The following is a 12,989-nucleotide window of genomic DNA, read 5'->3' as shown; positions in this document are numbered from 1 at the left end:
ATCCGGTGTCTTGACCCCAAACTACAGGAGAATACCGAAATGAAGAAGCTGATCATCACAGCCCTGGCGGGCGCAATGGCAGCAAGCAGCGGACTGGCGCTGGCCGAGCGCGGCGGCAAGGAAATCTATGACAGCAAGTGCTTTGCCTGCCACAGCACCGGTGCCGCCGGTGCCCCCAAGGTCGGCGACGCCGCCGCCTGGGCCCCGCGCATCGAGCAGGGCATGGACACCCTGATGAAGCACGCAAAGGAAGGCCTGAATGCCATGCCGCCCATGGGCACCTGCATGGACTGCAGCGACGCCGAAATGCAAGCGGCTGTGGAGTACATCATCGAGCAGTCCCAGTAAGACCGATCCACAGTCTTACGGATCCGGAACCGGGCCTCGTGCCCGGTTTTGTATTTTTTAACCCCCTTTCAACGCAGAGGCACGGAGGCACAGCGGACGCAAAGATATAGCAATATTTGCAAGACGCCATCTACGTCGCAGGTCGGGTTAGCCCGAAGGGCGTAACCCGACATCCAGGCCGTATTCGTTGGGTTACGGCGCATCGCGCCTAACCCAACCTACAGAACTCTGCGTTCTCTGCGGCTTTGCGCCTCTGCGTTGAGATTTTTTCACGCTGCAACCCGCCCACGGATTCCATACAATAGGCGCATGATCGTCCTGTTCAACAAGCCCTTCCGGGTCCTGTCCCAGTTCCGCCGCGAGGGCGGGAAATCCAGCCTGCAGGACTACATCCCCGTCAAGGGCGTCTACCCGGCCGGTCGACTCGACTACGACAGCGAGGGCCTGCTGCTGCTGACCGACGAGGGTCGGCTGCAGCACCAGCTTTCCCATCCCAAGTTCGGCAAGGCCAAGGGCTATTGGGTGCAGGTCGAAGGCATACCGGAGGAAGCCGCGCTGGAACAGTTGCGCCAGGGCGTGGAACTCAAGGACGGCCCGACCCGGCCCGCCCGGGTCGAACGCATCGATTCCCCCGCGGTCTGGGACCGCGACCCACCCATCCGCCAGCGCAAGTCGATTCCGACCTGCTGGCTGCGCCTGCTGATCGAGGAGGGGCGCAATCGCCAGGTGCGACGCATGACCGCCCATATCGGCCATCCCACCCTGCGCCTGATCCGCTATCGCATCGGCCGCTGGACCCTGGGTGAACTGGCGCCCGGCCAGTACCGCTGCGTCGGCAAGCCCACGACCGGAACGGCTGGCAGGCGGGCACGTGCCGCATCCGGAACCGCACAACGAGGCCGGTCATGAAGGGTCGATTCATCACATTGGAAGGCGGGGAGGGAGTCGGTAAAACAACCAATATCAGATATATAGAATCTTTAATTAATGCAAAGAATAAAGTATTGGTCAGCACCCGCGAACCCGGTGGAACACCGCTGGCCGAGGCCGTGCGCGGCCTGTTGCTGGATCCCGCCCACCAGGGCATGCATCCGGACTGCGAGTTGCTGCTGATGTTCGCTGCCCGCGCCGAGCATCTGGACAAGGTGATCCGCCCGGCGCTGGAACGTGGCGACTGGGTCCTGTGCGACCGCTTTACCGACGCCACCTACGCCTATCAGGGCTACGGCCGCGGACTCTCACTGGAACGGATCGCCGAACTGGAACAGCTGGTGCAGGGCGGGTTGCGCCCCGATCTGACCCTGCTGCTGGACGTTCCTGTAGAGATTGGCATGGAACGCGCCGGTAACCGCAGCGATCCGGACCGGTTTGAGCAGGAAAATCTGGAATTCTTCGAGCGTATCCGCCAAGGTTATCTGAACCGGGCCCGAGCCGAGCCGGAACGCTTTGCGGTCATCGACGCCGGACAGGATCTGGAAACCGTTCAGGCCGGGATTCGTCTGGCGCTGGAACGGTTGCTGGATGCTGACTGAGGCAATGGATTCCGGTCTGCGCCGGAATGACGGGAACAGGCAATCGCCGCTGAGCGTATTGTATAAAATACTTCACAATTTATCTTTAACACTTTATTAATGAAAGAAATATACCCCTGGAATCTGTCCGCGTGGCAACAACTGCAGGCCCAACGCCAGGCCAACCGGCTGGCCCACGCCTACCTGTTCCACGGGCCGGCGGGAGTCGGCAAGCAGGATCTGGCCGAGGCCTTCGCCGCCAGCCTGCTGTGCCAGCAACCGGCCGCCGACGGGAGCGCCTGCGGTCACTGCAGCGCCTGCCAGCAGTTCGAGGCCGGCACGCATCCGGACAACCTGATCCTCGTCCCGGAGCCGGGCAAGACCCAGATCCAGATCGACCCGGTGCGTGAGCTCTGCGCCCGGCTCGGGCTGAAAAGCCACCAGGGCGGCTTCAAGGTGGCACGCATCGAGGGTGCTCACCGGCTCAACAGGTCCGCGGCCAACAGCCTGCTCAAGACCCTGGAGGAACCGACCGATAACACGGTACTGGTGCTGATCACGGATCAGCCCTCGCGGCTGCTGGCCACCATCCGCAGTCGCTGTCAGGGACTGCGGCTGGCTGCGCCTCCGGCGGCCGGGGCCCGCGGCTGGCTGGCAACCCGCGTCGGCGACCATGATGCGGATCTGCTGCTGGCCCTGGCCAACGGCGCCCCGCTGACCGCGCTGGCCCTGACCGAGGGCGAGCATCTGGCCCGGCGCCAGGCCTGGTTCGATCAGTGGCAGGCGCTGATCGACGGCCGCGAGGATGCGGTCGCGGTGGCCGCCGACTGGTCCGGTGCCGACAACAACGCACCGCTGGAATGGATGAGTCAGTGGCTGATGGATCTGATACGCCTGCAGCAGGGCGAGCACGCGATACGCAATCTCGACCTGCTTGAACCCATGCAGGATATGGCCGAGGATATGGACCCGGTCACCCTGCACAATCTACTGGAGCAGGTCTGGCAGGCCCTGCAGATGACGGCGACCCCGGTCAACCGGCAGTCGCTGTTCGAGGACCTGCTGATCGCCTGGACGGCAGCGGGCAGACCCCGCAGGAGACGCAAACACGCATGAAACCCGGACGGCAAGGCATACTTTCACTGAGCATCAAGGACAAGGGCGCGCTGTACGCAGCCTACATGCCGTTCGTCAGGAACGGCGGCCTGTTCATCCCCACCAACAAAAGCTACCAGCTCGGCGACGAGGTGTTCATGCTGCTCACCCTGATGGACGAGGGCGAAAAGCTGCCGGTGGCGGGACGCATCATCTGGATCACCCCCAAGGGCGCCCAGGGCAGCCGGGCGGCCGGCATCGGCGTGCAGTTCAGCGACCAGGACGGCGGCAGCTGCCGCAACAAGATCGAGACCTATCTCGCCGGCGCGCTCAAGGCCGAACGCCCGACCCACACCATGTAGCCCGAGCCAAGCAGCAACGGGCCGACCGAATCCCCGTCATTGCGAGCGTAGCGTGGCAATCTCATACGGCGGGATTAGCCGGGTGGAGATTATTCGCTGTGCTCACCCCTTCGGGGCCGCCCTGCGGGCGTTCTGCGCTCACAAGCTCGCTTGTGCCGCGACACTTCGTTCCTCGCAATGACAGCCAGTTTTCGGCCTCCATCCTGCACCCTCACTACGATTGCGGTTTTGCCGCATCTCGGACTTAGCAACCACCCCCAAAATCCGTAGACTACACGCCCAGTCACATACCGCCGGACGGATACTGGAACCATGCTGATCGACTCCCACTGCCATCTCGACCGCCTCGACCTGAGCCGCTATCCCGGGGGCCTGCACCAGGCCCTGGACGAGGCCCGCGCCCATCAGGTCGGGCGCTTCCTGTGCATCTCCATCAGTCTCGAGGCCTATCCGGCCATGCGCGAGCTGATCGAGCCCGAGCCGGACGTGAGCGTCTCGGTCGGCGTGCACCCGACCGACGAGGTGCCGCAGGAGCCGACCGTGGAGGCTATCCTGGCCCATACCGACGACCCGCGCGTGGTTGCCATCGGCGAGACCGGCCTGGACTATTACTATGTAAAGGAGACGGCCGAACAGGAGATCCAGCGCAGCCGCTTCGCCACCCACATCGAGGCCGCGCGTGCCTGCCACAAGCCGCTGATCGTGCACACCCGGGATGCCCGCGAGGACACCCTCGCCCTGCTGCGCGAAGGCCATGCCGAGGAGCCCGGCGGCATCCTGCACTGCTTCACCGAAACCTGGGAAATGGCCCGTGCCGCCCTCGACCTGGGCTTCTACATCTCCTTTTCCGGCATCGTCACCTTCCGCAACGCCGAGGCCCTGCGCGAGGTGGCGCGCAAGGTGCCGTCCGACCGCATCCTGATCGAGACCGATTCCCCCTACCTGGCCCCGGTGCCCAAGCGCGGCAAGCCCAACGAGCCGGCCTATGTGCGCTTCGTGGCCGAATCCCTGGCCGAGACGCGCGGTGAACCGGTCGAGGAACTGATCGCGGCCTCCACCGAGAACTTCTTCCGGCTGTTTCCCTCCACCCGGGAGTCGTACCGGATCACCGCCTGATCCCACAGCTTCCCGCGGCTCACATCCTGTTAAAGTTTCCCCCGCCGTTTCCGCTAACGCCTTTACCGCCTGCGCATGAGCGCGGGTACCTGCTTGCACGGACGCCCTGAACGCAGAACAACACCAAGAGAGGGCGGAAATGGAACGACGCAGTCACGACCGTACCGCAACCTGCATCGACGTGGAAATCCGGCATCTGCACGGCTGCTGCCGCGGCCATATCCGCGACCTCGGCGGCTGCAGCATGTTCGTGGAGATCGAGGGCGGCAACTATCCCGCCACCGGCTCGCTGGTACAGCTCAATTTCGGCATCGATACCGGTTGGTGCCGGATCTCGCGCCAGGCCGGCGGCGAGGTAGCCCGTTGGGACGAACTGGGCGTGGCCATCCGCTTCGACACCGGTGACGGTATCAGCTGCGCCGTGATCGAGGAGATCCTCTACTACCAGCAGACGGCGCAGCGGCAGGATCGCCCGCTGACGGCGACCGACGCGGCCTGAGAAATGGCAGACCGGGGCAGAGGTCAAGCCCGCTGATAACGCGCGCCGCTCACCGTCATTCCCGCGCAGGCGGGAATCCATAACCGCCGAGGTGCCTGGATCCCCGCCTGCGCGGGGATGACGGGATGAACTGCAACCAGGCTCACACCGGCCGCGGCTTCCCATCATCGTCCAGCGCCACATAGACCAGATTGGCCTCGGTGACTTTCAGCCGGGCAATGCCTGCCCGGGAATCCCGTTCCACGACCACCTCCACGTGCACCGTAATGGAAGTGGTACCCACCTTCATCACCTCGGCATAACAGCTGACCAGATCGCCGACCAGCACCGGCTGATGGAACTGCAGCGAGTCCACCGCCACCGTGGCCACGCGGCCGCCGGCCCGGCGGTAGGCCGCGATGCTGCCGGCCACGTCCACCTGGGCCATGATCCAGCCGCCGAAGATGTCGCCGGCGGCATTGGTGTCCTGGGGAGAGGCCACCAGCCGCAGGGCTGGCTGGCGGTCATCGGCATCAGAATCGTTCATACAAGCTCAATGTCCTGCGTACATGCGGTCGATGTCCCCGGCCGCCTCTGCCGCCACCTTGTCGCGGCGCAGCTTCAGCGTCGGTGTCAGCAGGCCGGACTCGATGGTCCAGGCCTCCCGGTAGCAGGTGATGCCATGGATCTGGGCATAACCGGGGAAGGTCTTGATCTGTTCCCTGACGCGGGCCTCGGCGAGGGATTTGAACGGCTCGGTATTCAGCACGCCGGGCGTATCCGGGTCCACGTTCAGGCGTTTGAGTTCCAGCTGAGCCTGATCCGGGTTGACCACGATCAGCGCCGTCAGGAAGGGATGGCCATCGCCCAGGACCATGACCTGATCGAACAACGGATCCATGGAGATGGCCATCTCCATGTCCCCGGGCGGCACCTTCTCGCCGTTGGACAGGACGATGATCTCCTTGCAGCGGCCGGTAATCCAGACCCGGTCGCGCGCGTCCATGCGCACCTTGTCGCCGGTGTGCAGCCAGCCGTCGTCATCGATCATGGCCGCGGTCGCCTCCGGGTTGTCCCAGTAGCCCAACATCACGCCGGGACTGCGCACCAGCAGTTCGTCGCCTGCACCCAGCCGCACCTCGACATCGGGCAGCGGCAGGCCGGCGCTGTCGGGCACGTTGTCCTCCAGGGTGCTGGCACACAGCACCGGGCTGGTCTCGGTCAACCCGTAGCCCTGCAGCAGATTCAGCCCCAGCCCGACGAACAGCCGTGAGACCCGCGGCGGCAGGGCCGCGCCGCCGCTGATGGCAAGGCGCATGCGCCCGCCCAGTTTCTGCATCACCTTGCGCGCCACCAGCGCATCGAGCAGCGGCCAGGCCAGCAGGGCGGGGGACCAGCCGGTCCGGCCCTGGCGGTATTCGAACCGGCGCCAGCCCACCGTGACCGCGCTGTTGAACAGCGCCCGCGCGACCGGCGACTTCTCCTCCAGCTGGGCCTGGATCCTGTTGTACACGCGCTCGAAGATGCGCGGCACCGAGATCAGCACCGTGGGCCGGATCGCCAGCAGGTCCTCGGCCAGTTCGGGAATGGAGCGGTTGTAGGCCACCGCCGCGCCGCACATCATGCTCAAATAATAACCCACGGTGCGTTCGAAGGTATGCGACAGCGGCAGGAAGGACAGGAACAGATCGTCGGGGTAGACCGCTGCCATGCGCTGCGAGGCATGGGCGTTCCACAGGATGTTGACATGGCTGAGCATCACGCCCTTGGGCCGGCCGGTGGTACCCGAGGTGTAGACGATGGTGGCAAGCGTATCGGGATCGAGCGGCGCGACCTGCACCGCCTCGGCCGGGTCGGCATCGGTTTCCGGTCCGAGCCAGTCCTCCAGGCACCGCAGCCGCGGTTCATGGCCCGGGTCGCGGCAGCGCCGCACGCTGAGGATACGCAGCAGAAAGCCCAGCTCACCGCGCACCGGCTTGAGCAGATCCCAGTGCTCGTCGTCGCCGATCAGCAGCAGCTTCACCCCGGCGTTCTGCAGGATATAGGCGATGTTCTCGGCCCGGTCCTGGGTATAGAGGGGCACCATCACCAGCCCCAGCCCCGAGGCGGCGATATCGAACTGCACCCACTCGGGGGCGTTGCGCAGCATCAGGGCGACGCGGTCGCCGGGCTCCAGGCCCTCGCGACGCAGGGCCGCCTGCCAGCGCGCAATCCGTCGCGCCATGGCGTTCCAGCTCAGGCTTTTCCAGCTGCCGCTGTCGGGGTCATGGTAGCGGTAGGCCTCGGCGTCGCCGGAACGCCGCACCCGCTCCCGGAACAGGCCGGCCAGGGTACCGGCTTCCTCCGGCGTGATGACATCGCGTTCTTTCATCTGAGTCAATCCGTCTCCTGTCGCTGCTCCCACCAGGGATCGGGGGCGAAGCGCCCGCCGTGGCGGGCCTCCAGATCGTGCAACTCTACCAGAATGGCCCCGGCGCTCCGATCGTCGGCATAGTGCATGGGGCCGCCGCGGAAGGGGGCGAAGCCGGTGCCGAAGATCATGCCGGCATCGAGCAGATCGCCGTCCTCGACCACACCCTCGCGCAGACAGGCGGCGGCCTCGTTGAGCAGCCGCAGCACCAGACGCGATTCGATATCCGTTGGTGCAGCACTGCCGCTGTCCCGGGTCTTGATCTGTTTGCCCTTGTGATAACGGTAGAAGCCGCGGCCCGACTTCTTCCCCAGATGGCCGTCCGCGACCAGTTGCTCCAGCCGCGCCGGCATGGCCAGGCCGAAGGCCTCGCCCAGAATGCGCGCCACGTGCAGGCAGATATCCAGGCCCACCGTGTCGGCCAGGGTGATGGGTCCCATGGGCATGCCGAAGGCCTCGGCGGCGGCATCGATGCGCGCCGGCGGCACGCCTTCCTCCACCAGTTCCACCGCCTCCAGCAGATAGGGCATGAGGATGCGGTTGACCAGGAAGCCCGGTTTGCTTGCCACCGGCAGCGGCAGGCGGTCGATGGCGCGGGTGAAGGCCAGGGCGCGGTCGATCACCTCCGGCGCGGTCTTCTCGCCGCGCACCACCTCGACCAGCTGCATGCGCGCCACCGGGTTGAAGAAGTGCAGACCAACCAGCCGCTGCGGCCGCGCCATCACTGACGCCAGTTCCTCCAACGGGATGCTGGAGGTATTGGTGGCGAGCAGCGCATCCGACTTCATCCGCGGCTCGATCGCCTGATAGAGCTGCTGCTTGGCCTCGCGGTCCTCGAAGATGGCCTCGATCACCACATCGGCATGCTCGACATGCTGCCCCCGATGGTCAGGGATCAACCGGTCCAGGGCGGCGGTGATCTCGCGCTGTATCTTCAGGCGCTTGCGGAACAGTTTCCCGGCGCGGCCGATGGCCGGGGCGATGCGCGCGGGGGACTGGTCCTGCAGGGTCACGCGCCAGCCCTGCAGGGCGCACCAGGCGGCGATGTCGCCGCCCATCACCCCGGCGCCGATGACATGCACGTGGGTGGGATCCGATTTATTCCCCTTGGCCAGTCCCTTGAGCCGTTCCTGCAGGAAGAAGACCCGCACCAGGTTCTGCGCCGTGTCGCCCCGGATCAGGTCGGCGACCGATTCGGCCTCGGCGGCGAACATGCTCCGGCGGTCGTCGCCGTGCTTCACGCACAGATCGAGCAGGGCATAGGGGGCCGGGTAATGCTCGGGCCGGGCCTTCGCCGCCACCTTGCGCCGCATGAAGGCCGCCAGCAGCGGGCGCGTCAGTCGGTGATTGGCGGCGCGCTTCCACCAGGCCAGGCGGGGCAGGGCGCGGGCCTCCTGCAGCAGGGTGCGCGCGGCGGTCTCGGCATGGCGTTCGGGCACGGCATGCTGCACCAGCCCCAGCCGCCGGGCCTGACGGGCGGAAACACCGCGCCCGGTCAGCATCAGGTCCAGTGCGGCCGGGGCGCCGATGGCGGCGATGGAACGCACACTGCCGCCGAAGCCGGGATGGATGCCGAGGCGCACCTCGGGCAGACCGAGCCGGGTGTTGGGCACATCCACCGCGATGCGGTAACGGCAGGCCAGCGCCAGCTCCAGCCCGCCGCCCAGGCAGAAACCGCGCATCAATGCCAGCGTGGGGCAGGGCAGGGCCTCCAGCCGGTCGCAGGCGGCCTGGCCGCGGCGGATCAGTTCCAGCGCCTGGTCGCGGGATTCCAGATCGGTGAAGGCGCGCACATCGGCGCCGGCGATGAAGCCGTTGGGTTTGGCCGAGCGGATGACCAGACCGGCGGGCGGCGACTGTTCCAGCTGCTCCAGGGCCTGATTGAATTCCTCCAGCACCTGTTCAGTGAGTACATTGGTGCCGGCGTCGTGCCGATCCAGCATCAGCCAGGCAATGCCGGCGGCATCGGTCTCGAGCCTCCAGTCCTGCCAGCTCATGCCTGCACCTCCGGACGTTCCAGCAGCAGGGCGCCGCCCTGGCCGCCGCCGATGCACAGCGAGGCCACGCCACGCCGGGCCTGCTCACGCTCCAGCACCTGCAGCAGGTGCAGCACGATGCGCGTCCCGCTGGCGCCGACCGGATGGCCGAGACTGACACCGCCGCCGTCGATGTTGAGCCGCTCGCGCGGGATGGCATCGAAGGCATGGTCGAGTCCGAGTTGCTCCCGGCAGTAGTCCGTATCCTGCCAGGCCGCCAGACATGCCAGCACCTGGGCGGCGAAGGCCTCGTTGATCTCCCAGTAGTCGATATCCTGCGTTGTCAGTTCATGGCGCTGCAGCAGCGGGGCCATGGCATGCACCGGGCCCAGGCCCATCTGCCCCGGGTCCAGGCCGGCCCAGTGGCTGTCGACGATGCGGGCGCGCGGGGTGAGGCCGTGGCGCTCCACCGCGGCTTCCGAGGCCAGGATCAGCCAGGCCGCGCCATCGGTGACCTGGGCGCTGTTGCCGGCGGTGACACTGCCGAAGGGGCGGTCGAACACCGGCCGCAATGCTGCGAGTTGTTCCAGTGTGGTGTCGCGGCGCAGGCCGTCGTCCTCACACCAGTATCGGCCGTCGGGCGCATACAGCGGCTCGACCTCGTCCATATGCCCGGCATCATAAGCCGCGCCCAGCCGCTGATGACTGTGCAGGGCGTACTCGTCCATCGCCTCGCGGCTGATACCGAAGCGGTGCGCCAGCACCTCCGCGGTCTGGCCCATGGAAAGGCCCACCACCGGATCGGTCAGTCCGCGCAGCAGACCGATCACCGGTTTCAGGTGACCGGGGCGCAGCCGTGCCAGCTGTTTTGCGCGCGCGCCCAGGGAACGCGCCCGCATCCAGCCGCCCAGCCAGGCCACCATGGCGTGGCTCCAGAGCACCGGCGCGTGGCTCATGGCCTCGATGCCGCCGGCCAGCACCAGTTCGGAGCGGCCCAGGGCGATGTTGCGCAGGCCGGTGTCCAGCGCCTGCAGGCCCGAGGCGCAGTTGCGCTGCACGGTGAAGGCCGGCACCCGTTCGCCGCAGCCAAGCCGGAGCGCAACCACGCGGGCGATGTTGGCCTCGTCCGGGCCGGGCATGACGCAGCCGGCGATGACTTCATCGAGCATATCCGGGGCAAACGGCTGCCGCAGCAGCAGGGAGCGCCCCGAATGCACGGCCAGATCGGCGGCCGCGAAGGGGCCGGGTGCGTTGCGGGCCTTGAGAAAGGGGGTGCGCAGTCCGTCGACAATATAGACCGGTGTCATCCTGCCTCCGCCTGGGTTGTGGGTATTGGTGTCCGGATACGGTCAGGGTTGTGGCCCAAGTCTGCCGGGTCGAAGGCATCGACCGCAATGACCTCGTGCCGCGCGGCGACGGCCGCGCGCACCCTGTCCGCGTCCGCTGCAGTGATCACACCCGCAGCGAGCGCGGCCTCCAGCCGCTGCTCCGGATCGCCGCTGTCCACCCGGCCCGCCTGCATCGCCGCGCGGATGCGCCGCAGCACCGGCTCGGCCTGCACACTCAGGGTCAGGGCGGTTTCCAACCGGTTCAGGGTCGCGTCAGGAGCCTCGGGCAGGAACAGCCCGGCGGTCAGCCGATCGCGTGCTTCGCCGGGACGCAGCAGCAGCGCCACCACCTGATCACACAGGGCATCGGAAGGCGGAGCGTAACTGCGGCCCAGCGGGAACAGCCACAGCTTCAGCAATCGGCCCAACCAGCGGTTGGGAAGGTTGTCGCACAATGCCAGCAGCGCCTCCTGGGCGCGATGGGCGCATTCGCGCCAGGCCCATTCCACCAGCGGCCGGTCGGCCTCCGGACAGCCCTGGGCGTGGAACTGCTTGAGCGCAGCACTGCCGAGATAAAGGTTGCTCAGCACGTCGCCCAACCGGGCCGAGAGGCGTTCGCGGCGCTTGAGGCTGCCGCCGAGGGTGAACATGGCCAGATCGGCACTGAGGGCGAAGGCCGTGCTCAGGCGGGTGAGCTGGCGATAGGCGACCACGGGCTCACCCCGCGGGCGGAAACCCAGCCGCTGCAATCGGGCGCCGGTCAGACCGTACCAGAGACAGCGCACGGCATTGCCCAGGCCCCAGCGCAGATGCGCGGTCAGGGCGCGGTCGAAGGCGAGCAGACCGGCCTCGGCGTCCGGATCCTGCACCGCCTCAAGTTCGCGCAGCACATAGGGATGGCTGCGCAGCGCGCCCTGGCCGAAGATGATCATGCTGCGGGTAAGGATGTTGGCACCCTCCACCGTGATGCTGATGGGCACGGCCTGATACACCCGGCCGAGGAGATTGCGCGGGCCGAGACAGATGCCACTGCCGCCCTGGATGTCCATGGCATGGTTGACCGTCTCGCGCATGCGTTCGGTCAGGTGATACTTGACGATGGCCGACACCACCGCCGGCTGTTCGCCGTTATCCAGCGCGCTGCAGGTGAAACCGCGCGCCGCATCCATGAGATAAGTGTTGCCGCCGATGCGGGCCAACGCCTCGGCCACGCCCTCGAAGCGACCGATGGGCAGGCGGAACTGTTTGCGCACCGCGGCATAGGCACCGGTGGCGCGCGAACAGAGCTTGCCCGCACCGGTGGCCAGCGCCGGCAGCGAGATGGAACGGCCGTCGGCCAGGCATTCCATCAGCATGCGCCAGCCCTGGCCCAGGCCGTCGCGGCCGCCGATGACCTGGTCGATCGGAATGAAGACATCATGGCCACGGTTGGGACCGTTCTGGAACGCCGAATTGAGCGGGTAGTGGCGCCGGCCGATCTCCACCCCGGGCGTGTCGGTGGGAATCAGGGCCAGGGTAATGCCGAGATCCGGCTCACTGCCCAGATGGCCATCGGGATCGTAGAGATGAAAGGCCAGGCCCAGCAGGGTCGCCACCGGCCCCAGGGTGATGTAGCGCTTGTCCCAGTTCAACCGGATGCCGAGCACCCGTTCGCCATTGAGTTCGCCGAAGCACACCACGCCGGTATCCGGAAGGGAGGCGGCATCCGAACCGGCCTCGGGACCGGTCAGGGCGAAGCAGGGCACCTCCTCGCCGCGGGCCAGGCGCGGCAGGTAATGGTCCTTCTGTTCAGCCGTACCGTAGTGCAGCAGCAGCTTTGCCGGGCCCAGCGAGTTGGGCACCATCACCGTGACCGCCGCGGTCAGGCTGCGGCTGGCAATCTTCATCACCACCCGGGAGTGGGCCTGGGCGCTGAACTCCAGCCCGCCGTAGCGGCGCGGGATGATCATGCCGAACAAGCCCTGCTGCTTGATGAAGTCCCAGACCTCGGGGGCGAGATCCGCGTCCTCGTGGGTGATGCGCCAGTCGTCCAGCTGCCGGCACAGGGCCTCGACCGGACCGTCGAGAAAGGCCTGCTCGTGTTCGCTAAGTTCAGAGACGGGATAGCGGTGCAGGGCGTTCCAATCGGGCCGGCCGCTGAACAACTCGCCGTCCCAGCCCACGGTGCCGGCCTCCAGCGCCTCGCGCTCGGTCTGCGACAGGGGCGGCAGCACCCGTTTGAAGGTTCGGAACAAGGGCCGCATCAACAAGCGGCGGCGCCAGTCGGGTAGCCCTGTGAGCAGCGCCAGCCCAATCAGTGCCGCTGCCAGGATCCACAGCATTGTGCCCTGCATTGAAAACCTCCCGTCACCAGAGTAGAGAAATC

Annotated in this window: 12 protein-coding genes; 7 read left to right on the top strand and 5 right to left on the bottom strand. The window is 66.8% G+C overall.

All coding sequences use genetic code 11. The annotated features are described in order from the left end of the window. Positions 1–39 precede the first annotated feature (39 nt). From COW1_RS04065 to COW1_RS04035, 7 genes are all read left to right on the top strand, one after another. Entirely contained in the window at positions 40–348 is a 309-nt protein-coding gene (locus COW1_RS04065; protein ID WP_096366347.1) for a cytochrome c5 family protein, read from the top strand. 309 nt (positions 349–657) lie between these two features. Next, positions 658–1,257 (top strand): pseudouridine synthase, encoded by a 600-nt coding sequence (locus tag COW1_RS04060; protein ID WP_201345509.1) that lies wholly within the window; start codon positions 658–660, stop codon positions 1,255–1,257. After that, on the top strand, positions 1,254–1,880 hold the full coding sequence (tmk, locus tag COW1_RS04055) for a dTMP kinase (protein ID WP_201345508.1): 627 nt from the start codon (positions 1,254–1,256) through the stop codon (positions 1,878–1,880). Before COW1_RS04060 ends, tmk begins: the two co-directional genes overlap by 4 nt. 99 nt (positions 1,881–1,979) lie before the next feature. Next, on the top strand, positions 1,980–2,975 hold the full coding sequence (locus tag COW1_RS04050; protein WP_201345507.1) for a DNA polymerase III subunit delta': 996 nt from the start codon (positions 1,980–1,982) through the stop codon (positions 2,973–2,975). Continuing rightward, a complete protein-coding gene (locus tag COW1_RS04045; protein ID WP_096366351.1) occupies positions 2,972–3,316 on the top strand; it encodes a PilZ domain-containing protein in 345 nt (114 codons plus the stop codon). The genes COW1_RS04050 and COW1_RS04045 overlap by 4 nt, the downstream gene beginning before the upstream one ends. 312 nt (positions 3,317–3,628) lie before the next feature. Then, positions 3,629–4,432 carry a TatD family hydrolase gene (locus COW1_RS04040; protein ID WP_096366352.1) on the top strand — a complete coding sequence of 268 codons (804 nt, stop codon included), beginning with the start codon at positions 3,629–3,631 and terminating at the stop codon, positions 4,430–4,432. Positions 4,433–4,571: 139 nt separating this feature from the next. Then, complete coding sequence (locus COW1_RS04035) at positions 4,572–4,931, top strand: PilZ domain-containing protein (RefSeq protein WP_096366353.1); 360 nt, start codon at positions 4,572–4,574, stop codon at positions 4,929–4,931. Between the two features lie 142 nt (positions 4,932–5,073). On the opposite strand, the gene COW1_RS04030 is transcribed toward COW1_RS04035, so the two are convergent. Genes COW1_RS04030 through COW1_RS04010 form a run of 5 tightly spaced genes read right to left on the bottom strand, consistent with a single transcriptional unit; the run spans position 5,074 to position 12,957 of the window. After that, a complete protein-coding gene (locus tag COW1_RS04030) occupies positions 5,074–5,457 on the bottom strand; it encodes an acyl-CoA thioesterase (RefSeq protein ID WP_201345506.1) in 384 nt (127 codons plus the stop codon). Positions 5,458–5,463: 6 nt separating this feature from the next. After that, complete coding sequence (locus COW1_RS04025) at positions 5,464–7,281, bottom strand: long-chain fatty acid--CoA ligase (protein WP_201345505.1); 1,818 nt, start codon at positions 7,279–7,281, stop codon at positions 5,464–5,466. A 5-nt stretch (positions 7,282–7,286) separates the two neighbouring features. Further along, positions 7,287–9,317: a 3-hydroxyacyl-CoA dehydrogenase NAD-binding domain-containing protein gene (locus COW1_RS04020; protein ID WP_201345504.1), complete on the bottom strand. Its 2,031-nt coding sequence runs from the start codon at positions 9,315–9,317 to the stop codon at positions 7,287–7,289. Continuing rightward, complete coding sequence (locus tag COW1_RS04015; protein ID WP_201345503.1) at positions 9,314–10,603, bottom strand: acetyl-CoA C-acetyltransferase; 1,290 nt, start codon at positions 10,601–10,603, stop codon at positions 9,314–9,316. Before COW1_RS04015 ends, COW1_RS04020 begins: the two co-directional genes overlap by 4 nt. Continuing rightward, positions 10,600–12,957 (bottom strand): acyl-CoA dehydrogenase, encoded by a 2,358-nt coding sequence (locus COW1_RS04010; RefSeq protein WP_242466488.1) that lies wholly within the window; start codon positions 12,955–12,957, stop codon positions 10,600–10,602. Before COW1_RS04010 ends, COW1_RS04015 begins: the two co-directional genes overlap by 4 nt. Positions 12,958–12,989 lie beyond the last annotated feature (32 nt).

It is taken from the genome of Thiohalobacter sp. COW1 (assembly GCF_016629505.1).
GTDB classification, from domain to species: domain Bacteria; phylum Pseudomonadota; class Gammaproteobacteria; order Thiohalobacterales; family Thiohalobacteraceae; genus Thiohalobacter; species Thiohalobacter thiocyanaticus_A.
The sequence above is the reverse complement of the archived record's forward strand: the minus strand, read 5'-3'. Positions and strand labels throughout refer to the sequence as shown.

Coding starts and splice junctions, on each gene's coding strand:
- COW1_RS04065 (WP_096366347.1), top strand. CDS start 40: ATGAAGAAGCTGATCATCACAGCCCTGGCGGGCGCAATGGCAGCAAGC.
- COW1_RS04060 (WP_201345509.1), top strand. CDS start 658: ATGATCGTCCTGTTCAACAAGCCCTTCCGGGTCCTGTCCCAGTTCCGC.
- tmk (WP_201345508.1), top strand. CDS start 1,254: ATGAAGGGTCGATTCATCACATTGGAAGGCGGGGAGGGAGTCGGTAAA.
- COW1_RS04050 (WP_201345507.1), top strand. CDS start 1,980: ATGAAAGAAATATACCCCTGGAATCTGTCCGCGTGGCAACAACTGCAG.
- COW1_RS04045 (WP_096366351.1), top strand. CDS start 2,972: ATGAAACCCGGACGGCAAGGCATACTTTCACTGAGCATCAAGGACAAG.
- COW1_RS04040 (WP_096366352.1), top strand. CDS start 3,629: ATGCTGATCGACTCCCACTGCCATCTCGACCGCCTCGACCTGAGCCGC.
- COW1_RS04035 (WP_096366353.1), top strand. CDS start 4,572: ATGGAACGACGCAGTCACGACCGTACCGCAACCTGCATCGACGTGGAA.
- COW1_RS04030 (WP_201345506.1), bottom strand. CDS start 5,457: ATGAACGATTCTGATGCCGATGACCGCCAGCCAGCCCTGCGGCTGGTG.
- COW1_RS04025 (WP_201345505.1), bottom strand. CDS start 7,281: ATGAAAGAACGCGATGTCATCACGCCGGAGGAAGCCGGTACCCTGGCC.
- COW1_RS04020 (WP_201345504.1), bottom strand. CDS start 9,317: ATGAGCTGGCAGGACTGGAGGCTCGAGACCGATGCCGCCGGCATTGCC.
- COW1_RS04015 (WP_201345503.1), bottom strand. CDS start 10,603: ATGACACCGGTCTATATTGTCGACGGACTGCGCACCCCCTTTCTCAAG.
- COW1_RS04010 (WP_242466488.1), bottom strand. CDS start 12,957: ATGCAGGGCACAATGCTGTGGATCCTGGCAGCGGCACTGATTGGGCTG.